The organism is Bradyrhizobium sp. U87765 SZCCT0048 (assembly GCF_018131225.1).
Taxonomy (GTDB): Bacteria; Pseudomonadota; Alphaproteobacteria; order Rhizobiales; family Xanthobacteraceae; genus Bradyrhizobium_A.
On sequence record NZ_JAFCMM010000005.1, the window covers coordinates 525,826 to 549,646 of the forward strand.

A 23,821-nucleotide genomic window follows, 5' to 3' on the forward strand; every position below is an offset into this window, starting at 1 on the left:
TCAATCGCCGGCGCGGCGGCACAGCACCGCGGTCGACACCTTGAGCGGTTCGCCCTGCACCGTGAAGGCGAGGTTGCGCAGCGCGACCTCCGAGTGATTGGCGAGCACCTCGGAGATCTCGCGGATGTCGGTGGTGAAGCGCACCTTGCGCAGGCAGGCGGCGGCGTCGAAGTCCGGCGCGATGCGGAACAGTTTGACCACCATGTCGTCGACCTTCAGCCCGCCGCTGACGAGCTTGCCGGCCGAGTCGAAGGTCGCGTCCTGCTGCCAGTAGCGATCGCGATCGAAGAAGATCATCGGCGTGAACGCCGCGGCGTCGCCGGCGTAGTAGTTACGCTCGGCGTCCTCGAAGATCTCGCGCACCGTGCCGCCGCTGCCGCGGGCATAGACGATGCCGGCACGCGAGTTGGTGATCAGCGCCTCCTCGCGCAGGCTGTTCTGGAAGAATTTCGCATAGTGGCTGGCGAGCGGCACTGTCGGCTCGTGGCCGTAGCGCCAGGTCGGCACGCCAAGGCTCTCGGCGCCATCGCGTGGCGCCAGATCGCGCGCCTCGAGCGCGACATTCATCCAGTGCTGCGCGGCGGCGAGGTCGGCGGCGCGGCTGCCGACGATCTCGCCATCCTCGGCGATGACGCCGATGAGGTTCGGCAGCGCCGGTGCCTGGCGCAGCAGCGCCATCGCCTTCTGCAGCACGGCGTCGTCGGCGCCGGCGAACAGCGCGCCGAGATGGGCTGCCTCCATCGCGCCGGGGCCGCCGCCGCTGACGATGAGATAGCCCTGGTCGGTCAGCGCCCGCGCCAGCTCGACGACGTCGCCATAGGCGGCGTCGGCCCGCGTCAGGCCGTGGCCGCCCATGATGCCGACGAGCCGCGGCGTGCGGTGGTCGAGGAAGCGCTTGAGTGCGTCGCTGATATAGGCGTCGTGCTCGGCCTGGCCGCGACGGATCGCCAGCGTTCGCGGGCTGGTGGCGCCGTCGGCGATATAGCGGCGGTAGATGCGGAAATCCCAGGAGTGCGAGAAGCCCATCGGCTGGTTCGGCTCATAGCCCTTCAGCAGGTCCGAGGCGCGGTACAATTCCTTGGGCGTGGGATAGGTCATGATCGGCTCCCTGACGGGTGAGGCGCTTGAAAAAAGCGAACGTGATCGGAAAAGGCCTGCGAGGAAAAATGCATGGAACGGCGCCGGGGCGCGGGCCCGATGCTGTCGCGAGTGTGCCGCTGCGATGTGACAGCCGGACGACCGGTGGTGGCTCCGGCGACGGCGGCCTCAGAGGCCGAGAAACTTGAATGGCTCGGCATCCCTGAATTGGGCGGTGGCGTTGCCGGAATACGTGTGGTCCTGGTTGACGCCGAGGTCGAGCTTCCTGACCGTGCCGGTCTCGGCCGAGAAGTCGATCGCCTTGAGGTCGACCCAGAAGGTGTTGGGCGTCAGCGCCGACTCGAAGAAGTAGAGTTTGCGCTTGTGGTCGACCACGGTGCGCCAGCGCGTCGAGGAGATGTTGGGCTGGTCCGGCGTCGTCAGGCCGAACGGCACCGAAGCATTGCGGATGACGCTGAACACGCTGGCAAGGGCGCGGTTGGGATCCTCGAACTTCGGGATGGCGTTGACATAGAACGAGGCGCGGGCGAAGCGGTCTGAAGCGCGGTTGGTGCCCGGCAGCATCACGGTGCCGCCGATCTGCTGCCAGTAGGTGTTGAGTGCGAGCTGCTCGTCGAAGGTCGGCGAATTGGTCATCACCTGGTACTGCCGGCCGTGGTGGATCACCTGCCGCCCCTTGATGTACTCGACGATGGCGCTGTCGCCGCTGGCGTCGGACAGCGACAGGTGCAGCGTCGCGAGCCGCTGCTCGCCGGGCACGTTGGCGGTGACGATGGTGAAGGGCTCGCGCGCGAGCGCGTCGACGGCCTCCTGCACGGTCGCGAAATTGTCGAGCACGTACTGTGCCCAGGCCGAGATCGCGAGGCCCGGTTTGCCATTGCCATCGAATGCCGGATACTCGGACTCGACCAGCCACAGCAGGTTGGCGTTGAGCCCGGCCTCGTTGACCCCGTCGGTGGTCGAGACGTCGTAGCCGGTGGCGACGACGCTGCCGTATTTGGCGGTCCACTTGATCGAGTTGGGTCCGGCCTCGCCGCTGCGCGCGATGCCGCGCGGCAGGATCCACAGGTTGGTGGCAATGTCGTTCTTCCAGTCCATCGAGCGCGCGGTGATGACGGTGCCGTCGTTGCCGAGATAGACGAGCCGCGTGCAGGCCTGCGCCACGCCGTGCATCGCCAGGAGCGCGGCGGTGGCGAGCGCGAGGGCGGAGCGGGCGAGGGAGGTCGGGCGCGGCATGGCAGGGCTCCTCGAAGGATGGCGGGCGCCATGATGCTGGCACGAAATGCGCGCGTATGCGAGGGGCCGCATCATGCGGCAGTCAGCGCCGTCTTCAGCCGTCGCCCGAGAAAGGGCGGTCGCGCAGCAGGCCGTCCGCGCGAAGACGCGGGCGGCCCGTAATGCGATGTCGTCGTTCAGTAACCGATCAGCGCGAGAGCGACCCATGCCGCCATGCTCATCGGCACGCCGACGATGGCGATCGCGACCGAATACAGCGAGATCTTCAGACCTGTCTTCAGCATTGTTCGATGCCCCGAATTTTCGTCTTCTGTTTTTTGTTGTCTGTAGCGCGTGGGCGCGCGCAGGCAAGTCGAAACACGAGATAGCGCGACGAGACCGCTGATGTCGGTTTGCAAATTGCAAACGCGCGTTTCACGCCTCGTTTACGCTTGCGGCGATGCGGCGCGATTTGGAAAACGGCAGGTAAAGATCGGTGGCCCGCGCGACGCTTCGCGGATGATGCGCGGCATCATCGGCTGGATCGGCGCGGCGATGGCGCATCGTGCCATGTCTGGCGCGTCGTCCCGATGTGCTGCCGTGTCGACGACGCGCCAGCGACGGGACGTCGGTTGCGATGCCGTGTCTGGACCGGCGCCACGGTGGGCAATGGCCCCGCCGATGATGCGACGCCGGTAATACGTCGCCCGTGATATGCAGCCGGTGAAATGGGTGAAATAGCGCGGCCGATGACGGCGCCATCAGGTTGCGCGGGCGGTTCCGCGCGCCGGCGGACCGAGGCATGCTCATACCGCAGCCTTCAACGTGCCGCGGCGGGCGGCAAACCTCGATTTTTCGTCCTGGTATTTCTGAACCGTTTACCAATTCCACAATGTTCATGACGTGGAGCTGAAGCGGCCATTCCGCATGCGGGTCTTCCCCGATGCGGCGGAAGCGCGGCGTGACACAGTGCGATCGACGCCGGGCATGGTCGTCCGGTGCACGCGGTCAGCTCTCCCCGCCGGTCGTTCCGGTATTGATTTCGCGAGGAAAATCGACACGCACGGCCCCTCGTGCGGGGCGCTCCAGGCTGTCCGGGGCGCAGCCGCGACGCCTCGGCATGCCGGCTTGCACGCGCACGCGGCGGCGGCATCGCTGCGGATCAGAAACATCTGGAAATATTGCCTGTGCGACCGCTTTTACCGCTCGTTATCGGGCAAGGCTTATGGGGTGGCTGAATACCGCAGGATCCTGGGCATGACACGGGTGTCGACATCAGCGGGGCTGCAACGCGTGGTGGCGCTTTTTCGCCGCTCCGAGCGCGGCAACGTCGCCATTACATTCGCGATCGCGGTGCTGCCGATCCTCGGCTGCGTCGGCGCGGCCGTTGACTATTCGCGGGTCAACAGCGCGCGCACGGCGCTGCAGGATGCGCTCGACGCCGCGGTGCTGATGATCGCCAAGGACGACAGCACGGGCACGCTGACCCAGTCGCAGCTCAACGCCAAGGCGCAGGCTTATGTCACGGCGCTGTACGGCTCCCATCCCGAAGTCACCACCAGCAACATCACCGTGAGCTACAGCGGCGGCAATGGTACGCCATCGACGCTGCTGCTCAACGGCGCTGGCTCGCTCTCGACCCAGTTCGCCAGTCTGCTCGGCTTCCCGTCCATGACGTTCAACGCCTCGTCGACCGCGACCTGGGGCCTGACCAAGCTGCGCGTCGCCATGGTGCTCGACAACACCGGCTCGATGAACGATGCCGGCAAGCTTACCGCGCTGCAGGGCGCCGCCAACACGCTGATCGACCAGCTCAGCGCCAGCGCACAGAACCCCGGCGATGTCTATATTTCGGTGGTGCCGTTTGCGGCCGTGGTCAATGTCGGCGCCAGCAACAATGCGCAGCCCTGGTTGAAGTGGAGCGGCGCCTCCGACACCTGGAACGAGAACAACGGCACCTGCAAGAACTATTCTTGGGGGTACAACAATGCCTGGACCCAGAACCAGAGCACCTGCCAGTATTACGGCGGCACCTGGACCGCCTCGAACCACAGCAAATGGACTGGTTGCGTGATGGACCGCGACCAGAGCTACGACACCACCAACACCGCGCCGACCTCGTCGGCGACCTACTTCCCGACCACCGAGTATTACGAGAACGGTCAGTATTACTGCAAGCCGGGCAACAACCCGCAGCTCCAGCCGATCACGCCGCTGTCCTACAACTGGACCGCGCTCAAGAGCAGCATCAACGCGATGCAGGCGACCGGCGGCACCAACCAGGCCATCGGCCTCGCCTGGGGCTGGATGTCGCTGACGCAGTCGAGCCCGCTCAACGCGCCGGCGCTCGATCCCAACTACAACTACGTGCAGGCGATCATCCTGCTGTCGGACGGCCTCAACACCGAGGACCGCTGGTATGGCGACGGCTCCAGCTGGTCGTCGCAGGTCGACACGCGCCAGCAGACGCTGTGCGACAACATCAAGGCGGCCGGCATCACCATCTACGCCATCCAGGTCAACACCGACGGCGAGGCGCAGTCCGCGGTGATGGCTTACTGCGCTTCGGATGCCAGCAAGTTCTTCTACCTGACCTCGTCGTCCCAGGTGCTCTCCACCTTCAACACCATCGGTGCGTCGCTGGCGCAGCTGCGCATCGCGAAGTAGCCGCGGCCGGGTGGTTTCATCCATCGAACTGATGCCGCGCGCCGCGGTGTGCGCTGCCGCCGGTGCGGCGTCCGTGCGTTGACAGGCGGCGGGCGAAGCGGTCATGACTCCAGCAAAAGGGCACGCGCCCATTTGGGGAGGACAGCCATGATCGAACGGCAGCAGGACGTCACGCCGGCGGTGCTCGCGGCGATGCAGCGCACGGCCGATCCGCGGCTGCGCCAGATCATGCTGTCGCTGGTGACGCACCTGCACGCCTTCGTGCGCGACGTCCGCCTCACCGAGGCGGAATTCCGCGAGGCCACCGCCATCCTCAACGAGATCGGCCAGCGCACCACCGACAGCCACAACGAGGCCGTGCTGATGGCCGGCTCGCTCGGCGTGTCGTCGCTGGTGTGCCTGCTCAACAACGGCGATCGCGGCAACACCGAGACGTCGCAGTCATTGCTCGGGCCGTTCTGGCGGCTGAATTCTCCACGCGTCGCCAATGGCGGCAGCATCGTGCGCTCGGACACGCCGGGGCCGGCGCTGTTCGTGCGCGGCCGCGTCGTGGACAAGGCCGGCCGGCCGATCGCGGGCGCGGAGATCGACATCTGGCATGCCTCGCCGGTCGGTCTCTACGAGAACCAGGATCCCGAGCAGGCCGAGATGAACCTGCGCGGCAAGTTCACCTCGGACGCCGACGGCCGGTTCTCCTTTCGCACGGTGAAGATGATCGGCTACCCGATCCCGACCGACGGCGTCGTCGGCCGGCTGCTGCGGGCGCAGGATCGCCATCCCTTTCGTCCGGCGCATCTCCATGCGCTGATCGTCAAGGACGGCTTCAATGTGCTGATCTCCCAGGTCTACGATCCGGCCGATCCGCACATCGCCAGCGACGTGCAGTTCGGTGTGACGCAGGCGCTGCTCGGCGACTTCGTGCGCCATGACGGGCCGCATCCCGAGGCTGCCGACGTCACCGCGCCGTGGTACGCGCTCGACTACACTTACGTGATGGAGGAGGGCGAGACGGTGCTGCCACGCCCGCCGATCAGGTAGAGCGCCCGCGGGCGTTTGATCCAGCGCAATGACCCTTCGCACCCGCGCCGCCACAGTCGGCAGCGGAAGCGAGGAGGACATCATGGCTGCGACCGACATCGTCACCACCCTGAAGGCGCGCGTCAGCGACTGGCTGTTGCAGCGCCGGCAGTTGCGTGAGCTTGCGGAGTGCGAGGCTGATCCCGCCGATTTCGCCCGCATGGCCCATGAGTTCAGCATGACGCCGGACGCGCTCGATGCACTGGTGCGCCAGGGGCCGCACAGCGCCGACGAGCTTCCGCACATGCTCGACGCCGTGGGCGTCAACGCCAACGAAGTGCGGCGCGAGCATACCGCGCTGCTCAGCGACATGGAGCGGGTCTGCGCGTTCTGCCAGGAGAAGCGTCGCTGCCGCCAGGACATCGCCGCCGGCGCGGTCGCCGAGCACTATCGCGACTACTGCGGCAACGCGGCGACCATCGGTGAATTGAAGGCCGCCAACGAGGGCTGAGCGGCCATGTGGCGGCGCGCCGGAAACGGTGCTAGATCGGCCGCATGTGTGCAGACCTCGCTTCTTCCGCCTCGCAGCCCCGCGCCCTCGTGGTCGGAGGCACCGGCATGATCGGCCGTTACATGATGCGCCATCTCGCGGCCCGCGGCATTCAGCCGGTCGGCCTCGTGCGCTCGCCGCCCGCGGGGGAAGACGGCTGGATCGCCGGCGACGTCCGCACGCCGCAGGCCTGGGCGGCGCAGATGCCGCCATGCGATCTGGTGCTGGCGACCGCGGAGCTGCATCTGGTGGTGCCGGCGATCGAAACCTTCGCGCACAACGGCGTGCGCCGTCTGGTCGCGATCTCGACCACCAGCCTTCTGACCAAGCGCGATTCCGTGATCGATGCCGAACGCGACAAGCTGGCGCGGATCGCCGCGGCGGAGACGCAGCTCGCCGCCGATTGCGAGCGCCTCGGCATCGGCTGGACGATCCTGCGGCCGACGCTGATCTACGACGAGGGCCGCGACATCAACGTCTCGCGGCTGGCCAACCTGATCCGCCGCTTCGGTTTCATTCCGCTCGCCGGCTCGGGGAAGGGGTTGCGCCAGCCGGTGCACGCGGAGGATCTCGCGACCGGGGCGATCGACGCCGCGCACAGCGCCGCGGCGATCAACAAGGCCTATGTGGTGCCCGGCGGCGACACGCTGAGTTATCGCGACATGGTCGGGCGCATCTTCGAGGGGCTGGGACGGCGGCGGATGATCGTGGCGGTGCCGGCGTCGCTGTGGCGGCTCGCCTTCCGCCTGGCGCAGCCGCTGTTCCCCAACGCCAATTTCGCCATGGGCGATCGCATGAGCATGGACATGGTGTTCGATGCGGGGCCGGCGCAGCGCGATTTCGGCTGGCGGCCGCGCGGGTTCCGGCCGCGCTTTCCCGAGACGATGAAACCCTGAAGGGTCAAGACCTTGCGGCACAACGCAGGGTATGCGGCCACCGCGGAACGCGGCGACATGAATTTTTTGAGGGCCGTTTTCCACAGCCGGCGTGCCTGATAAGCTCCTGGCGGGACGCGGCATCGGAGTGCAGTGTCATTTTTCGGCGTGCCGGCACGCCTGCCGGCGGTGGACCATGGGCCAGGAAATCGAGATCAAGCTGGAGCTGCCGCCCGCGCATGCGCCGCGGCTGCAGCAGATTCCGCAGCTGCGCCGTGTCAACGGCGCGGCAGAGACCGCGACACAGGTCTCGACCTATTTCGACACCAAGGATTTCAAGCTGCGCCGCAACGGCATCGTGCTGCGCGTCCGGCGCGACGGCGCCCATCATGTGCAGACCATCAAGGCCGAGGGCGCCGGGCTGATCGATCGCCGCGAATGGGAGACCGAGCTCGCCGACGGCACGCCGGATCTCGCCGCGGCGGAGGGCACCGCGCTGGCGCCGCTCGTCACCAAGAAGCTGCGCCGCCAGTTGCGTCCGGTGTTCGAGACGCGGGTGCGCCGCACCACCTATCCGCTGCACACCCGCAGCGCCGAGATCGAGGTAACGCTCGATCGCGGCCACATCATCGCCGGCCGCCAGTCGGCGCCGCTGTGCGAGGTCGAGATCGAGCTCAAGCGCGGCGACGATCGCAACGGCCTGTTCCGCATCGCGCGCAGCGTCGCGCGCGCCACCGCCGCGGAGCTTGCGGTCAAGACCAAGTCGCAGCGCGGCTACGCGCTGCTTGCGAGCGACGAGGGGCTGGCGGCAAAGGCCGAGCCGATCGTGCTTGCGCCGGAACTGCCGGCCGCCGATGCGTTCCGCACCATCGCCGCGTCGTGCCTGCGCCAGATCGTCGGCAACAAGGCCGCGGTGGCCGCGGGCGATCCCGATGGGGTGCACCAGATGCGCATCGGCCTGCGCCGGCTGCGCGCAGCGATGTCGCTGTTCGGCGCACTGCTCGACACCGAAGAGGCGGACGCCGTCAAGGGCAAGCTGCGCTGGCTCGCCGGCGAATTGACCCAGGCGCGTGAGTTCGAGGTGTTCCTGGCGAGCGTGGTGACGCCGGTGCGTCAGCTTCATACCCGCCTCGCCGGCATGCGCTCGCTGTCCGACGATCTCGTCGCGCAGCATGCGGCCGCGGTGGCGCGCGCCAGCGAGGCGGTGCGCTCCGATCGTTTCCGCTCGCTGTGCCTCGACGTCGCAGCCTTCCTGGAGACCGGCGCATGGCGCCGGCCGGCGGATGCGGCGGGGCGCATCGCCGCCGCGCAGCCGATCGCGCAGATGGCGGCGGCGGAGCTGTCGCGGCGCTGGAAGGCGGTGCGCAAGCGCGCGCGCACCATGGAGAAGCTCGATCCCTATCGTCGCCACAAGCTGCGTATCCAGGCCAAGAAGCTGCGCTATGCCGCCGAGTTCTTCGAGACGGTGTTTCCCGGGCGCAAGGCCAACCGCCGCCGCGGCATCTTCCTTGCCGCGATGCGCGCGCTGCAGGACAGTCTCGGCGACCTCAACGACATCGCCGTGCACGAAACGCTGATGGCGGAGATGGCGAGCGTGTCCAAACCGGCGAAGCCGAGCGCGCGCCCGGAGGCGCCGACGCGGGCCTATGCGGCTGGGCTTCTGTCCGGCCACGAGGACGCCCGTCATGCCACCGCCATGGCGGCCGCGTGCGCGGCCTGCGCCGCCCTCGACAAGGCGCCGCGGTTCTGGGCGTAAGCCGGTGTGCAATTCGGTTCGCTATCTTGGTCGCGTCCATGCAACTGCCGCCGAGCTTGCGCAGCTTGTCGGCGGGCAGGATCGCATTGTCTGGGAAAATGGTATTGCCGGGGACGCGAGCGGCTGTCTTTGTTCGGTCGATGTGAAGGCCACGCTTGAACGGGCAGGTTTCGACTGGCAACGCGGTCGCGATCCGATGGAATGGACTGCGTTCAGGGCGAAGTAGGCCGCGTTCCGATCGCGCTTTTTGCATCTTGAATTGCATCCATTGCAGGATTTTCGTGGCGCCGGAGGGAGCGCATGGTGGCGCTGTTCAACCCGCCGCGCCCGCTCGGCGGCGATCCACCGTCGCGACCTCGCGGCAGGATCGATGGCCGGGATTCAGGGTCCGTCGCTGCGCGACATCGGGCAATGGGAGAGGGGCGCTTCAGCGCGGCGTGGCGACGTGGAACGTCACGCAGTCAGCTTGCGCACGTCGATGGTGCGCGCGGTCGCCGACACCGTGATCTCGTAGTGATCGGTCTGCACGATCGCGGTGACGTTGCGCGGGCGGTGGGCGACAACATTGACGCCGCCGCGCAGTCGCACGCTGTCATAGACGATGCCGGCGCCGCCGGCGGCGCGCAACTCCTCGCCGAACGCCTGCGACGCCGTGTAACTGTCGCTGGCGTAGAGTGGCGCGTGCGCCGCCTGCTGGCCGCGGATATCGCGGTAGCGGCCGCGCAGCGTCGCGCTGAACGCGCGATAGGTGCGGCGCATCGCGGGGATGCCGCGCGCCACGGTCTCGCGGCGCAGGTGATGGCCGACCTCGGCGGCGGCGGTGCGCAGGTGATCTGCGGCGTACCAGGCGCCGAGATCGGGACCGTTGAAGCGCATGCCGCCAGGCGCGACGTGCAGGAACGCGGCCATCACGATGCTGGCGTTGGGCACGCCAAAAACCCATTCGCTCTGCGGCAGGCGATGAATGCGCTCGGCGACGAGGCGATCATTGGTCCAGCCGACGAGATCCATCACCGCGTCGAGATCGGCTGCCGTCGCCACCGTGTCGAACAGGCCGATCGGCGGAAACTGCGACGGGATCAGGCGATGGGCCGGCTGCGGCGCGGCGGCGAGGGCGTCGGTCACCGCAGCACGATGTCGCTGTCGTCGTAGGGCGCGAATGCGGCGTCGATGCTGTTCGGCGCCATGTAGACGCCGCCGCGCGCGCCGTCGAGGAAGCGCCGCACGGTGAGGAGGCCATCCTGTGCGCCGCTGGTGATGAGGTCGAGTGGCGGCCGGCCGCCGAACACCAGCGCGTCGTGCGGCCCGCGCAGCCATGCGATGCCGTCCTGCTCGGTCGGAAACAGGATGCCGAGTGCCTGATGGATGCCGAGCACTGCGGAGATGCGCGTCAGCACGTCGACGTCGAGAGTGATGGCGCCATGCTCGCGCGCCTGCTTGCACCAGTTGTGATAGGTCGACCGCGACGGATAGCCGAGGATCAGGCGGCGCTGTTCTTCGCTCAGGCTCCACAGGTCGGCGATGGCCAGGAACGTGCGCAGCGCCGGCGCGCTCAGCCGCTTGCGGTTGGCCGGGGCGAAGCGCGAGAGGTCGAGGCGCTGTGGCGCTTCGCGGAGGTCGAGATGGGCAGGGTGCGGCAGCATGGTTTGGCCTCTTGTTCCGGATATGGATATAGTCCAAATATGGACTTTCGGCAAGGCCGCCATCCATCGCCGCCGCAGGGCTGCGCAGGGAACCCGCGCGGGCGCAAAAAGCCGAGGTATTTCGAGGGCTTCTAAGGCGCGGGCGGGTCTCGCCCGTCGCCGGGACGGGGCGAAGCGGCTAGAACCGGCGGCGTCGCCAAGGCCTGTCGCCGCCTGCCCCATCGCCCGCCCCATGGACCGCCAGGAGCTTTCTCGCCATGACCGCCCCAACGCGGCGCCAGACCACGAGCCAGATCTTCCTCATCCCGGCCATCATCGCGGTGTTCACCGCGGTCGGCCTCGTCTCCGCGCTGCTCGGCGACGGCGTGTGGGATGCGGTGTCCTGGGTCGCGCTCGGCCTGCCGATCGTGGTGCTCGGCTATTGCCTGCTCCGCCGCATGCCGGCGCCGACGCGGGGCTGACGCCTCACCCCTTCAATGCCGCGCGGCCATGCGGCGCTGAAAAGTCCTGCGCCGGGCCGACGGGCACGATGCCGCTGGGGTTGATCGTGCGGTGGCTCTGGTAGTAGTGGCCCTTGATGTGTTCGAAATTCACCGTCGCGGCGATGCCCGGCCACTGGAAGATGTCGCGGGTGTAGGCCGACAAATTGGGATAGTCGGCGATGCGGCGGATGTTGCACTTGAAGTGCCCGACATACACCGCGTCGAACCGGATCAGTGTCGTGAACAGGCGGATGTCCGCTTCGGTGAGCTCGCCGCCCATCAGGAAGCGCCGCGTCGCAAGGCGGCTCTCCAGCCAGTCGAGCGTGTCGAACAGCGGGCCGATCGCCTCCTCGTAAGCGCCCTGCGTGGTGGCGAAGCCGGCCTTGTAGACGCCATTGTTGAGCGTGTCGTAGACGCGGGCGTTGACCGCGTCGATCTCGCCGCGCAGCGCCGCGGGATAGTAGTCGCCGGCCGCGGCGCTGAGGCCGTCGAACGCGCTGCCCAGCATCCGGATGATCTCGGACGACTCGTTGTTGACGATGGTGCGGCGCGCCTTGTCCCACAGCACCGGCACGGTGACGCGGCCGGTGTAGGTCGGGTCCGCGGCCTGGTAGACCTGATACAGCACCTCGGCATGGTTGATGCTGTCGGCGATGACGCCGGGGCCGTCAGCGAAGGTCCAGCCGCGCTCGAGCATCAGCCAGTTCACCACCGACAGCGAGATCACGCCGTCGAGTTTTTTGAGCGCGCGCATGATCAGCGTGCGGTGCGCCCACGGGCAGGCAAGGCTGACATAGAGGTGGTAGCGGCCGGCTTCGGCCTTGAAGCCGCCGTCGCCACCCGGTCCGGGACTGCCGTCGGCGGTCACCCAGTTGCGGAACGACGACGCCTTGCGCTCGAAACGGCCGCCGCTCGCCTTGGTGTCGTACCACTTGTCCTGCCATTGGCCGTCGACCAGCAGTCCCATATCCGTCGTCCTTCCATTCACTTCGTCGTCGTCACGTGCGGGTGATCGACAGGCCGCCATCGACCAGCGATGCCGTTCCCGTGACGAATGCCGCATCATCGGACGCCAAGTAAAGCACCGATCGCGCCAGTTCGTCAGGCTGCGCCACCCGCTTCAGCGCATGCAGGCTGGTGACGAAGCCGGCCTTTTCCGGGGTGTCGTTCGCGGCGCGGAACATGTCGGTCTCGACCGCGCCCGGCAGGATGGCGTTGACCCGTACGTTCTGCGCGCCGAATTCGGCGGCGAGCGTCTGGGTCAGGCCGATCAGGCCGGACTTGCTCGCGGCATAGGCCGCCATGCCCGGGAATGACAGGGTGTGCCCGACGAATGTCGAGGTGAAGATCACCGAGCCGCCGCCATGCCTGACCATCTCGGCGATCTGGTGCTTGGCGCCGAGAAACGCGCCGGTGAGATTGATGGCGATGGCGTCGTTCCAGCCCGCCTCGGAGATGGCTGTGGAGGGGCCGGCCTCGCCGATGACGCCGGCATTGTTGTAGGCGATGTCGAGACGGCCGTAGGCCTTCACCGCCAGCGCGACCAGCGCCCGGGCGTAGTCCTCGGACCGCACGTCGCCAGCCAGCGCCACGGCGCGGCCACCGGCGGCGGCGATCTCGGCGACGAGGCTGTCGAGCTCGGCCTGGCGCCGCGCGCCGACCACCACGCTCGCGCCTTCGGCGGCGAACAGGCGGGCCGTGGCGCGGCCGATGCCGGCGCTGGCGCCGGTGACGATGGCGACCTTGTCCTGAAGGCGCCCGTGATGCTGCTGGGTGGTCATGTTCGTTCTCCCTCGTTGTCGTCGGCGGCGTCGATCGCGGCCGGTGACGCTGACGTAGCCCCGCCGCGGACTTGGAAGAAGGAGCGGAAACTGGTTAGATCATTCAGTTTTTATGAATGATGATGGAGGAAGCCGGATGGATCGCCTGCGCGCCTTCGAGGTGTTCGCCGCCGTCGTCGCCCAGGGCAGCTTCACCCGCGCCGCCGACAAGCTGGAGACGTCGCCGGCCAACGTCACCCGCTATGTCAACGACCTCGAGGAACTGCTCGGCGCGCGCCTGCTCAACCGCACGTCGCGGCGGCTGTCGCTGACCGACACCGGCAGGACGCTGCACGAGCGCGTCTCGGCCATCCTGGAGGAGGTCGCGGAGGCCGAGGCAGTGGCGTCGTCGGCGTCGGTGCAGCCGCGTGGCCGGCTGCGGATCAACGCGCCGCTGACCTTCGGCATCGCCCATCTCGCGCCGCTGTGGCCGCGCTTCATGGCGCGCTATCCCGAGATCGAGCTCGACGTCAGCCTGACCGATCGTGTCGTCGATCTCGTCGAGGAGGGCTACGATCTCGCGGTGCGCATCGCGCGCGGCGGCTCGACCAGCCTGATCGGCCGCAAGCTTGCGGCCTCGCGCAATATCGTCTGCGCCGCGCCGGACTATCTCGCGCGCCACGGCGCGCCGCAGACCCCGCGCGACCTGCGGCAGCACGCCTGCATCGGCTACACTTATTCCGCGACGGCCGACGAATGGGTACTGCTCGACGCGGCCGGCAAGCCCCACTCCGTCACGGTGCGCAGCTGCATGCACACCAACAACGCCGACACCGCCCGCGCGGCGGCGCTGGCCGGCCGCGGCATCATCTGGCAGCCGACCTTCCTGATCGGCGCGGACCTGCGCCGCGGTGGCCTTGTCCGGGTATTGCCCGACTATCGTCTTGCTGACATCGACATCATGGCGGTGTATCCGAGCCGCCGCCATGTCAGCGCCAAGGTGCGGGTGATGGTCGAATTCCTCGCGGAGGCGTTTCGCGGCACGCCGGGGTGGGATCTCGACGCATCGCGCGTCAAGGCGCGAACAGGATCAACGCCGCGAGGGCGGCAATCAGCGCCGGCGGCATCACGACGATCCCGAGCCTGAGGAATTCCAGCGCCGAGACATGCTCGTTCTCCCGCCGCAGCGCGATCAGCCACAGGATGGTGGCGAGCGAACCGGTGACCGAGAGATTGGGGCCGAGGTCGACGCCGATCAGGATGGCGCCGGTGACATGCGGCGGCACCTGCGCCGCCTGGCTGGTGGTGGCGGCGATCAGGCCCATCGGCAGATTGTTGACGAGGTTGCTGGCGATGGCGACGCCGAGGCCCGACAGCCATGCGGTCGCCTGCGGCGCCTCGCTGACGCCCTGGCGCAGGAGGTCGGCGAGCGCCGGGAGCGCGCCGGTGCGGTTGAGCGCTTCCACCAGGATGAACAGGCCGGCGACCAGCGGCAGCACCGACCAGGCGACGTTGCGCAGGATCGGCAGCGGCGACTGGCGGCCGACCAGCACCACCAGCACCGTCACGATCGCGCCGGCGACGAAGGTCGGCAGGCCAAGCTCGGTATCGCGCGCGGAGGCGACGAGCAGCACCACGGCGGTGGCGGCGATGCCGAGCGCGGCGAGCTTGCCGCCGAGCGACAGCGGCGCGATATCGCCGGCGTCGGCAACCTTCGCCGCAGCCAGTGCGCGGCGCTGGGTGAAGCGCAGCGCCATGTAGGTGACGACGATGGCGAGCAGCGAGGGCAGTGCGAACACCCGCAGCCATACCGTCAGCGGCGGCATCTGCGCGCCGAACACCACGAGGTTGGCCGGATTTGAGATCGGCAGCACGAAGCTCGCGGCGTTGGCGATGAAGGCGCACACCAGAAGATAGGGCAGCGGCTCGACCTTCGCGGCGCGCGTTGCCGCGTACACCGCCGGCGTCAGCACCACGGCGGTGGCATCGTTCGACAGGAACACGGTCACCAGCGTGCCGACGCCGTAGACGATCAGGAACAGCCGTGTTGCCGAGCCCCTGGCGTGGCGCACGGCAAACGCGGCGAGCCAGTCGAACAGGCCTTCCTGGCGCGCGACCTCGGCGAGCAGCATCATGCCGACAAGGAAGAAGTAGACGTCGAGGCCCTTGCCGGCGGCGTCGAGCGCGGCGCGCCATGGCAGCAGCTGCAGCGCCACCAGCAGCGCCGCGCCGGCCACCGCCCAGATGAACTCCGGCAGCCGCCAAGGCCGCACGATCACGCCAAAGGTGGCGAGCGCGGCGATCGCCCAGGTCGCGATGTTGGCGGTATTGGTCATGGCGATCGGCAGCATCGTCGGTCGGTCACTCCGCGCCGGCCGCGAGCGCGGTGGCGCCTGCCGATGTGCCCGATTCAGCGTCGCCGGCGCAAGCCGGCCGCAGCACGCCGGCGAAGCCGGCCCAGAGGGCGATGGAGACGAGGGCGAAGGCGCCGAGCGCCAGGAACATGGCGGCATAGCCGACCTCCTGGGCGATCCAGCCGCCGATCGCCGGGCTGAGCGCCGCGCCGATGCCCTGCGCCGTCAGCACCGCGCCCTGGCCGGCATTGACGCGGCCGGTGCCGTCGAGGATGCGTGCCACGAGGCTGGGCACCGCGACGCTCTGAAGGCCGGCGCCGATGCCATCGAGGATCTGCACGGGATAGACGCCCCACCACGACAGCAGGCCGGCGGCGAGCACGGCGCGCAGCGGCAGCGCCGCGAACGAGATCAGCAGCACCAGCCAGACGCCGCGGCTCTCCGCCAACCGCATCGCCACCAGCGCGGCGATGATCATCGTGCCCTGCGCCACCACGATGGTGATGGCGACGAAGCCGGCGGGATCGCCCTGGTGGCTGGCGACCACGGCGAGACCATAGAGCGGGAGCATGGCGGCGTTGCCGAGATGGAAGCAGGCAAGGGCACCAGCGAGAATGAGGAGCGGGCGGCACGACAGCAGCACCGCGAGACCGCTGACCTTGCCACCATCGCCGCGCTCTGGATGCAGTCCGCGCGCGGCGTCGTCGTCGATCGCGGCGCGCGGGATCATCAGCACGCAGGCGATCGACAGCGCGCCGAACAGCGCGGCCAGCCAGAACACCGCGGCGAAGCCATAGAGCCAGCCGAGCAGGCCGGAGAGGCCGGCGCCAACCATGTTGCCGGCATGGTTGAACGCCTGGTTGCGGCCATTCTGGCGGTTGAAGCCGCGCTGGCGCACGATGCCGAGCGTGATGCCGGTGACCGCCGGGCCGATCGCGGCGCCGGCGATGGCGCTCGCGACCTGCGACAGCGTGACGACGGCGGGATGCTGCGACAGCAGCACGATGCCGGAGGCCAGCACGGCGCAGATGCCGGGCACGATGACGAACAGCTTCTTGTGGCTGGTGGCGTCGACGAGGGCGCCGGCCGGCGTGGTGACCGCCACGCCGGCGATGCCGCCGAGCGTCATCACCGTGCCGATTGCTCCGCTCTGCCAGCCATGGGCCAGCAGGAAGACGCCGAGAAACGGGCCGATGCCGGCCTGCATGTCGGCCATGAAGAAGTTGAGGGCGGCGAGGGGGCCGAGGGCGCGCGCCGCCGGAGAGGCGGTGGCCGTGGCGGCCCCTGCGTTTGCGCTGTGCGTTTCACCCACGGCTTCGCCGTCTCCGACCCGAGCTGACACCGGACGTGTGCGTCCGGCGCGGGTGGCGTCCGGTCTCGCGGGGCCGACAACGTGCGAGGGCGGCAAAGGTTCACTCGCGGGTGCCCGGCACGCGGGGCCCGGCACTGATGCAGATTCGCACCAGCGGCGCGCGAAACCGCCTCCTGCGACAAAAAGGCCACTTCCCGCGGAGGCGGGATCGGCAAAAGTCGCGGCGCCGCATGGACTCGGCCGCCTGGGGGCGGCGCCGTCGCGGCAATGGGGCGGCAGGGCGCGCTGTGGGCGCGGGGCCGGGAAGCGGGGCAACGTGGCGTTGGCGCGTCGCAGATCGTGGCTGAGGCAGGTGGTGGCGTTCGCCGCCGCCCATGCGCTCGCGCTGCAGCTGCTGTTCGCCGGCGTCGTCGCGACGCAGATGGCCGTCGCGCAGGCCGCCGACGGCAGTGTGTTCTGTCTCGACGGTGGTCATGGCGCCGCGCCGGGCTCCGGCCAGCCGGCGACCGATCTGCATCACGTCCCCTGCGCGATCTGCGCCTTCGCCGCCACCGCCGCGCCGTTGCCGCAGACGGCGGCGATCGCGGCGCCGCGTCTCCTCGCGCACACCATCGTCCCTCGCGCGGACGATCTTTCCGTCGCGGCCGCGCGACGCCATGATCCTCGCTCGTCGCAAGGGCCTCCACGCCACGTGTAGCCGACCTCGTTGCAGCTTCACGTTTCTTCTGGAGTTTCTTGTCATGTCACGTTCTCTGCCCGCGCTGTGCGCGGCGGCGGCGCTCGCCGCCATGCCCGATCTGTCGTTCGCCCAGCAGGCGACGTCGTCCTCCTCCACTGCGCCGCTGCCGCCCGTCGTGGTCGATGCCGCCAAGCCGCGCACCGTCCGTGCGTCGCGGCCGGCGGCCGAGCGCGCCAGCGCGCGGTCGCGGACCGCGCGAAGTGCGCGCCAGCCGCAGCAACCTGCCGTGCCGACCGCGCCGGCCGGCCCGGCGCCGAGCCTCGTGGTGCCGACCACCCAGGCGGCGACCGCCGCGATCGAGCGCACGCCGGGCGGCGTCGCGCTGGTGCCGGACACCGCGTTCAAGACCGCGCCGGCGCAGACGCTGAAGGACATCGTCGACTACACGCCGGGCGTGCTGGCGCAGCCGAAATGGGGCGACGACACCCGCCTGTCGATCCGCGGCTCGGGGCTGTCGCGCAACTTCCATCTGCGCGGCACCCAGCTCTATCTCGACGGCATTCCCGTCAACACGTCGGACGGCTACGGCGATTTCCAGGAGATCGACCCGACCGCCTATCGCTACGTCCAGATCTACAAGGGCTCCAACGCGCTGCTGTATGGCGGCAACGGCCTCGGCGGCGCCATCAACTTCGTGACGCCGACCGGCCGCGATGCCTACGGCTTCGACGCCCGCATCGACGGCGGTGCGTTCGGCTATGTCCGGGGCCAGATGAGCTCCGGCGGCGCCTATGGCCCGGCGGACTATTTCGTGTCGGGCTCGGGCTGGCGCCAGGACGGTTACCGCGCGCACAGCAGCGGCGAGGGCCAGCGCGGCAGCGCCAACATCGGCTACCAGTTCTCGCCGGATTTCGAGACGCGCTTCTACCTCAACGCCAACACCGTGCGCCAACGCATCCCCGGCGAGGTGACGAAGGACAGCGCGCTGAATTCGCCGAAGACCGCGGCGGTCAACAACGTCATGAACGACTGGCAGCGCAACATCGACACGCTGCGCATCGCCAACAAGTCGACGCTGCGGCTCGACAACACCGTGATCGACTTCGGCGTGTTCGGCGTCGACCGACACCTGATGCACCCGATCTTCCAGTGGCTGGACTACCACTATGTCGACTACGGCGGCTTCGTGCGCGCGGTCGACGATCGTGTCATCGGCGGCCACCGCAACCGCCTGACCGTCGGCTTCAACATCCTCAACGGCTCGATCGACGCCAACCAGTACAGCAATGTCGGCGGCCTGAAGGGCGCGCAGCAGTCCTCGGTGCTGCAAAAGCCCGAGAATTACACCGCGTATCTCGAGAACGCCTGGTACCTGACGCCGGCGGTGTCGCTGGTGGCGGGCACGCAGTATCTCTACGCGGTGCGCGCCCAGCAGGTGAACTTTTCGCTCAACGGCGACAAGGACGGCCGCAGCGCGTTCAGCCTGTGGAGCCCGAAGGCCGGCGTGGTGTGGGACGTCGATCCGACCTGGCAGGTGTTCGGCAACGTGTCGCGCAGCGCCGAGGCGCCGAGCTTCGGCGAGAGCGTGGCGCCGAACTTCATGAACCCGCTGTTCCCGACCATTCCGTTCTTCGACATCAAGGCGCAGACCGCGACCACCTACGAGATCGGCACCCGCGGCCGGCGGCCGGACCTGACCTTCGACCTGTCGCTGTACCGCTCGGAGATCCGCAACGAACTGATGTGCTTCTACAGCTCGTTCGGCAACTGCAACGTCACCAACGCCGATCGTACCGTGCACCAGGGCGTCGAGGCGGGCTTCGGCGTCGCGCTGTTCAAGGGGCTTGCGGTCAAGTCGGACAATCCCGACCGCATCTGGCTGAATGTCGCCTACACCTACAGCGACTTCCGCTACGATGGCGACAGGACGTTCGGCAACAACCGCCTGCCGGGCGCGCCGCCGCACTACCTGCGCGCGGAGCTGCTGTACAAGCATCCGAGCGGCGTATCGTTCGGCCCGAATGTCGAGTGGGTGCCGCAGGCGTACTATGTCGACAGCGCCAACACCCTGAGCACCGCGGCCTATGCGCTGTGGGGCGTGCGCGCCGCCTATGACGACGGCAAGCACTTCTCGGCCTATATCGAAGGGCGGAACCTCGCCAAAACCGCCTACATCGCGACCACCAGCATCATCGACCGCGCGACGCCGACCTCGACGCTGTTCAACCCGGGCACCGGGCGGGCAGTGTATGCCGGCATCCGCTATCGGATGTAGCGGCGCGCGGCGTGACGGCCGGAGGCCTGTGCCCATGCAGGCCTCCGGTTGCGCCGGCGGCGCAAGATGCAGGCCACCGTTCGGCTGCGGGCGATGCGTGATGCCAATTTTGTTTCGTTTTGTTTCGCAGGCTCAGGGCGAACGCGTTGAGGTTGTCGACGTCACGCGTCTCGCTCAAGCCTGGCGCTTGTCATGCGGCACCACTCAACCCAAGCGCGCGCGAATCTGCTGAAATTGCCGGCAAATGCCGTCGCAAGTGACATCGCGCACTCATGCTTAACCCAATCTTAGAGGGCAATTGAAATGTTGAGCGTCATTGCATGCGCGCAATGACGCGCGCATTCCGGGGCCACTCCATGAAGCTTCGCGTTTCGATTTCGACCTCGATCATCGCCTTCGGCATCATCACCGCGCTCGGCCTCGCCGCCATCCTGATCGTCAGCGACTACGCCAATCGCCAGCTGCGGGTAGGCGGGCCGCTGTATTCGCAGATCAAGCTCGGCAACGATCTCGTCGCCGATATCCTGCCGCCGCCGGAGTACGTGGTCGAAGCCTACCTCGAGACGACGCTGGCGCTGCGTGATCCGCAGCATGCCGCCGATCACAAGGCGCGCCTCGCCCAGCTCCACAAGGACTACGACGAACGCCGCGCCTACTGGATCAAGTCCGATCTCGATCCGGCGCTCAAGAACGAATTGACGCGCGATTCCGATGCGCAGGTGCAGGCGTTCTGGACGGCGACCGAGCAGGAGTTGCTGCCGGCGCTGGCGAAGAACGACACCGCGGCGGCCGAGGCCGCCTATGGCAAGCTGCAGGTGGCCTATGACAAGCATCGCGCTGTCATCGACAGCATCGTCAGGAAGGCCAACGACGCCAACGCGGCTCTCGAGGTCTCGGCGGCAAGCCAGGTGTCGACCTTCGCCGCGGTGGTGTGGAGCGTGTCGGGCATCGTCGTGCTGATCATCATCGCCGGCATTCTCGGCATCGCGCTCGGCGTCATTCGCCCGATGGTGCGGATGACCGCAGCGATGGAGAAGATGGCCGGCGGCGAACTCGGCGTCGTGATCCCCGGCGCCAGCCGCCACGACGAGATCGGCGACATGGCGCAGGCCATCGTGACCATTCGCGACAACGCGGAGAAGAAAGCGCGCGACGAAGCCGAGGCGCGCATGCAGCAGGACCAGGTCGCCGCCGACCAGCGCCGGCGCGAACTGCATGCCCTCGCCGACAGCTTCGAGGGCGCGGTCGGCCAGATCGTCGACACCGTGTCGAGCGCGGCCTCCGAGCTCGAACTCTCCGCCGGCGTACTGACCTCGACCGCAGCGCGCTCCGAAGAACTGACCACGCTCGTCACCGCGGCGTCGGAAGAAGCCTCCACCAACGTGCAGTCGGTGGCTTCCGCCACCGAGGAGATGTCGTCGTCGGTCACCGAGATCAGCCGTCAGGTGCAGGAATCGGCGCGTATCGCCAGCGAGGCGGTCGAGCAGGCACAAACCAGCAACGAGCGTGTCGGCGAATTGTCAAAGGCGGCGAGCCGCATCGGCGACGTCGTCGAGCTGATCAACACCATCGCGGCGCAGACCAACCTCCTGGCGCTCAACGCCACCATCGAGGCGGCGCGCGCCGGCGAGGCCGGCCGCGGCTTTGCGGTCGTGGCGTCCGAGGTCAAGGCGCTGGCCGAGCAGACAGCGAAGGCGACCGGCGAGATCAGCGTGCAGATCTCCGGCATCCAGGCCGCGACCCACGAGTCGGTGGTGGCGATCGAGGGCGTCGGCGAGACCATCCGGCGGATGTCGGAAATCTCGGCGGTGATCGCCTCGGCGGTCGAGGAGCAGGGCGCCGCGACCCAGGAGATCGCCCGCAACGTCCAGCAGGCGGCGCAGGGCACCCGCGAGGTCAGCGCCAACATCACCGACGTGCAGCGCGGCGCCAGCGAGACCGGCTCGGCGTCGGGCCAGGTGCTGTCGGCGGCGCAGTCGCTGTCCGGCGAGAGCAACCGCCTCAAGCGCGAGGTCGGCAAGTTCCTGGAGTCGGTGCGGACGGCGTAGGCCACGCGCGCCGCGCAAAGCTCGCCCCGATGACAGGCTCCGAGAGCGTCGAAGGATGGACGTCCGGGGCGTCGCCGCGGATCAGGCGCTGCCGGAAGGCGGCGCCTCTTTCTTTTCCAGCATGCGGTTGGCGCGCTCGCGGATCATCGCCTGGGCGCCATGGGCGAGGCCGGCGAGCAGCCAGGGCAGCACGACCTCGAGCTTCACATGGTCGTCGGCGACATCGACGGTGCCGCTCGCCTGCTGCTTCATGGCGGTGATGCGGAAGGCGAGGCGGTCGCCGCTCCAGATCTCCTCGTTGACCTGCAGCAACTGGCCATACTGCGACTTGACGCTGGCGAGCCCTGCCTTCATGCGGCGCAAGGCTTCGTCCTTGCCGAGCTTGTGGGGGATCGAGACGATGAAGGGCTGGGCCATGGCGGGCTCCTCAACCGTTCGGGTTGCGGCTGCGCGGCGGCAGGCGCGGCGCCGGGGAGGGCGACGGCGGCTGGGCCGCGGGCGGAACCTGCCGGGATTCCTGCAGTCGGCGATCGTAGCCCGGCGATACCGACACGGTCGGGGGCCGGGCGAATGCCGGCGCGGCCACGGCGCCAGCCGCGGCGGCGAGCAGCGCGAGGCGGAGGAGCGTCCGGACGGGGAGCGGCATGGGCATGGTTCCTGGCGGCGCGACCGTGCGGCGCGCCGCGACCATGCCCCAGATCGCAGTCGGCCTCAACCGCGGCGCGACGGGTGCGCGCGGTGTGCACAGCGAATGGAAACCCAGGGTTTCGCGGAGCGGCCTTGGCGCGGCGCGGTTTCCACCTTACCTGCGGGGGGACACTTCCGCACTTTTCACCCCGGGCGTCGGGTGGCCGTGGCCGCCCCTCGCTCCCCGCATGCCGCGTGACGCGCTCTTCCTTGCGTCGGACGCAGGCGCCAACGGACAGACCATGACGACGCGACCTCTCGAATTCGGCCTCGACACCTTCGGCGATGTGACGGTCGGCCCCGACGGCCAGCCGCTCGCCCATGCGCAGGTCATCCGCAATGTCATCGACGAGGCAGTGCTGGCCGATCAGCTCGGCATCGACTTCATCGGGCTCGGCGAGCATCACCGCGCCGACTTCGCCATTTCCGCGCCGGAGGTGGTGCTGGCGGCGATCGCGGCGCGCACCGAGCACATCCGTCTCGGCTCCGCGGTGACGGTGCTGTCCTCCGACGATCCGATCCGCGTGTTCCAGCGCTTCGCCACGGTGGATGCGGCGTCGAACGGCCGCGCCGAGGTCATCCTCGGCCGTGGCTCGTTCACCGAGTCGTTCCCGCTGTTCGGCTTCGATCTCAGCCAGTACGAAGAGCTGTTCGAGGAGAAGCTCGACCTGTTCGCCGCGCTTCTGAAGCAGGAGCCGGTGACCTGGGAGGGCAAGCTGCGGCCGCCGCTGCGCAACCAGCTGGTCTATCCGCCGGCGGAGAAGGCGCCGCTCAAGACCTGGATCGGCGTCGGCGGCAGCCCGGAATCGGTGGTGCGCGCGGCGCATTACGACCTGCCGCTGATGCTCGCCATCATTGGCGGCGATCCCAAGCGCTTCGCGCCCTATGTCGATCTGCATCACCGCGCCTACCAGCAGTTCGGCCGGCCGGCGCAGCCGCTCGGCGTGCACTCGCCGGGCTATGTTGCGGACACCGATGAACAGGCGCGCGAGGAGCTGTGGCCGCACTACAAGCTGATGCGTGACCGCATCGGCAAGGAGCGGGGCTGGCCGCCGATGGGCCGCGACGAGTTCGTGCACGAGGCCGACAACGGCTCGCTCTATGTCGGCTCGCCGGAAACGGTGGCGCGCAAGATCGCCGCGACCGTCAAGGCGCTCGGCGTCTCGCGCTTCCAGCTCAAGTACAGTGCGGGCCCGATGCCGCACGACAAGCTGATGCGCAGTATCGAGCTCTACGGCCGCAAGGTCATGCCGCTGGTGCAGCAGATGCTGGCCGACAAGGCGGCGTGAGGCGACCCTGCGAACGTGGTGGCACGGGCCGGTTGCACCGGACAGGCGATGTGCTGCCATTCATTTCGACGTCATCACCGGGCCGGCGCGCGAGCGCCGTGACCCGGTGATCCA

The 23,821-nt window shown here is 68.6% G+C and carries 21 protein-coding genes; 11 read left to right on the top strand and 10 right to left on the bottom strand.

What is annotated here, in order from left to right; translation table 11 throughout:
* The 3 genes from JQ639_RS29070 to JQ639_RS35580 all read right to left on the bottom strand — a co-directional run bounded on the left by JQ639_RS29070 (window position 1) and on the right by JQ639_RS35580 (window position 2,877).
* Window positions 1-1,098, bottom strand: coding sequence for a hypothetical protein (locus tag JQ639_RS29070; RefSeq protein WP_211962922.1), 1,098 nt, complete (start codon window positions 1,096-1,098; stop codon window positions 1-3).
* A gap of 168 nt (window positions 1,099-1,266) precedes the next feature.
* Window positions 1,267-2,271 carry a linear amide C-N hydrolase gene (locus tag JQ639_RS29075; RefSeq protein ID WP_249122916.1) on the bottom strand — a complete coding sequence of 335 codons (1,005 nt, stop codon included), beginning with the start codon at window positions 2,269-2,271 and terminating at the stop codon, window positions 1,267-1,269.
* Between the two features lie 477 nt (window positions 2,272-2,748).
* Window positions 2,749-2,877, bottom strand: a complete 129-nt coding sequence (locus JQ639_RS35580) for a hypothetical protein (RefSeq protein ID WP_256442913.1) — start codon at window positions 2,875-2,877, stop codon at window positions 2,749-2,751.
* Between the two features lie 693 nt (window positions 2,878-3,570).
* On the opposite strand from JQ639_RS35580, the gene JQ639_RS29080 reads away from it, so the two are divergent.
* From JQ639_RS29080 to JQ639_RS29100, 5 genes are all read left to right on the top strand, one after another.
* Window positions 3,571-4,980: a TadE/TadG family type IV pilus assembly protein gene (locus JQ639_RS29080; RefSeq protein ID WP_211962926.1), complete on the top strand. Its 1,410-nt coding sequence runs from the start codon at window positions 3,571-3,573 to the stop codon at window positions 4,978-4,980.
* A 147-nt stretch (window positions 4,981-5,127) separates the two neighbouring features.
* A complete protein-coding gene (locus tag JQ639_RS29085; RefSeq protein ID WP_211962928.1) occupies window positions 5,128-6,018 on the top strand; it encodes a dioxygenase family protein in 891 nt (296 codons plus the stop codon).
* 82 nt (window positions 6,019-6,100) lie between these two features.
* Window positions 6,101-6,508: a hypothetical protein gene (locus JQ639_RS29090; protein WP_211962930.1), complete on the top strand. Its 408-nt coding sequence runs from the start codon at window positions 6,101-6,103 to the stop codon at window positions 6,506-6,508.
* Window positions 6,509-6,552: 44 nt separating this feature from the next.
* Entirely contained in the window at window positions 6,553-7,443 is an 891-nt protein-coding gene (locus JQ639_RS29095; RefSeq protein ID WP_211962931.1) for an NAD-dependent epimerase/dehydratase family protein, read from the top strand.
* A 175-nt stretch (window positions 7,444-7,618) separates the two neighbouring features.
* Window positions 7,619-9,178, top strand: a complete 1,560-nt coding sequence (locus JQ639_RS29100) for a CYTH and CHAD domain-containing protein (protein WP_211962932.1) — start codon at window positions 7,619-7,621, stop codon at window positions 9,176-9,178.
* A gap of 453 nt (window positions 9,179-9,631) precedes the next feature.
* Here the strand turns inward: JQ639_RS29100 and JQ639_RS29105 are convergent, their stop codons facing one another.
* Window positions 9,632-10,303 carry an RES family NAD+ phosphorylase gene (locus JQ639_RS29105; RefSeq protein WP_211962933.1) on the bottom strand — a complete coding sequence of 224 codons (672 nt, stop codon included), beginning with the start codon at window positions 10,301-10,303 and terminating at the stop codon, window positions 9,632-9,634.
* Window positions 10,300-10,821 (bottom strand): MbcA/ParS/Xre antitoxin family protein, encoded by a 522-nt coding sequence (locus tag JQ639_RS29110; protein WP_211962934.1) that lies wholly within the window; start codon window positions 10,819-10,821, stop codon window positions 10,300-10,302. The genes JQ639_RS29105 and JQ639_RS29110 overlap by 4 nt, the downstream gene beginning before the upstream one ends.
* A 257-nt stretch (window positions 10,822-11,078) precedes the next feature.
* Here JQ639_RS29110 and JQ639_RS29115 point away from each other — a divergent pair, with 257 nt between their 5' ends.
* Window positions 11,079-11,282 carry a hypothetical protein gene (locus JQ639_RS29115; protein ID WP_211962935.1) on the top strand — a complete coding sequence of 68 codons (204 nt, stop codon included), beginning with the start codon at window positions 11,079-11,081 and terminating at the stop codon, window positions 11,280-11,282.
* Window positions 11,283-11,286: 4 nt separating this feature from the next.
* Here JQ639_RS29115 and JQ639_RS29120 read toward each other — a convergent pair whose 3' ends face one another.
* The gene (locus JQ639_RS29120; protein WP_211962937.1) at window positions 11,287-12,270 is read right to left on the bottom strand and encodes a glutathione S-transferase family protein; all 984 of its coding nucleotides are present in this window, start codon (window positions 12,268-12,270) and stop codon (window positions 11,287-11,289) included.
* A gap of 31 nt (window positions 12,271-12,301) precedes the next feature.
* A complete protein-coding gene (locus JQ639_RS29125; protein WP_211962939.1) occupies window positions 12,302-13,084 on the bottom strand; it encodes an SDR family oxidoreductase in 783 nt (260 codons plus the stop codon).
* Window positions 13,085-13,220: 136 nt separating this feature from the next.
* Here JQ639_RS29125 and JQ639_RS29130 point away from each other — a divergent pair, with 136 nt between their 5' ends.
* The gene (locus tag JQ639_RS29130) at window positions 13,221-14,210 is read left to right on the top strand and encodes a LysR family transcriptional regulator (RefSeq protein ID WP_211962941.1); all 990 of its coding nucleotides are present in this window, start codon (window positions 13,221-13,223) and stop codon (window positions 14,208-14,210) included.
* Here JQ639_RS29130 and JQ639_RS29135 read toward each other — a convergent pair.
* Both JQ639_RS29135 and JQ639_RS29140 read right to left on the bottom strand, forming a co-directional pair.
* Window positions 14,137-15,414 (bottom strand): arsenic transporter, encoded by a 1,278-nt coding sequence (locus JQ639_RS29135; protein ID WP_211962943.1) that lies wholly within the window; start codon window positions 15,412-15,414, stop codon window positions 14,137-14,139. The two genes, JQ639_RS29130 and JQ639_RS29135, sit on opposite strands and share 74 nt — an antisense overlap.
* A 10-nt stretch (window positions 15,415-15,424) precedes the next feature.
* A complete protein-coding gene (locus JQ639_RS29140) occupies window positions 15,425-16,729 on the bottom strand; it encodes an MFS transporter (RefSeq protein ID WP_349644653.1) in 1,305 nt (434 codons plus the stop codon).
* A gap of 355 nt (window positions 16,730-17,084) precedes the next feature.
* On the opposite strand from JQ639_RS29140, the gene JQ639_RS29145 reads away from it, so the two are divergent.
* From JQ639_RS29145 to JQ639_RS29155, 3 genes are all read left to right on the top strand, one after another.
* Complete coding sequence (locus JQ639_RS29145) at window positions 17,085-17,426, top strand: hypothetical protein (protein WP_211962945.1); 342 nt, start codon at window positions 17,085-17,087, stop codon at window positions 17,424-17,426.
* A 43-nt stretch (window positions 17,427-17,469) separates the two neighbouring features.
* Complete coding sequence (locus tag JQ639_RS29150) at window positions 17,470-19,683, top strand: TonB-dependent receptor family protein (RefSeq protein ID WP_211962947.1); 2,214 nt, start codon at window positions 17,470-17,472, stop codon at window positions 19,681-19,683.
* A 356-nt stretch (window positions 19,684-20,039) separates the two neighbouring features.
* Window positions 20,040-21,731: a methyl-accepting chemotaxis protein gene (locus tag JQ639_RS29155; protein WP_211962949.1), complete on the top strand. Its 1,692-nt coding sequence runs from the start codon at window positions 20,040-20,042 to the stop codon at window positions 21,729-21,731.
* A gap of 81 nt (window positions 21,732-21,812) precedes the next feature.
* Here JQ639_RS29155 and JQ639_RS29160 read toward each other — a convergent pair whose 3' ends face one another.
* A complete protein-coding gene (locus JQ639_RS29160; protein ID WP_211962951.1) occupies window positions 21,813-22,148 on the bottom strand; it encodes a polyhydroxyalkanoic acid system family protein in 336 nt (111 codons plus the stop codon).
* Between the two features lie 512 nt (window positions 22,149-22,660).
* Here JQ639_RS29160 and JQ639_RS29165 point away from each other — a divergent pair.
* A complete protein-coding gene (locus tag JQ639_RS29165) occupies window positions 22,661-23,707 on the top strand; it encodes an LLM class flavin-dependent oxidoreductase (protein ID WP_211962953.1) in 1,047 nt (348 codons plus the stop codon).
* The last annotated feature ends 114 nt before the right edge of the window (window positions 23,708-23,821 follow it).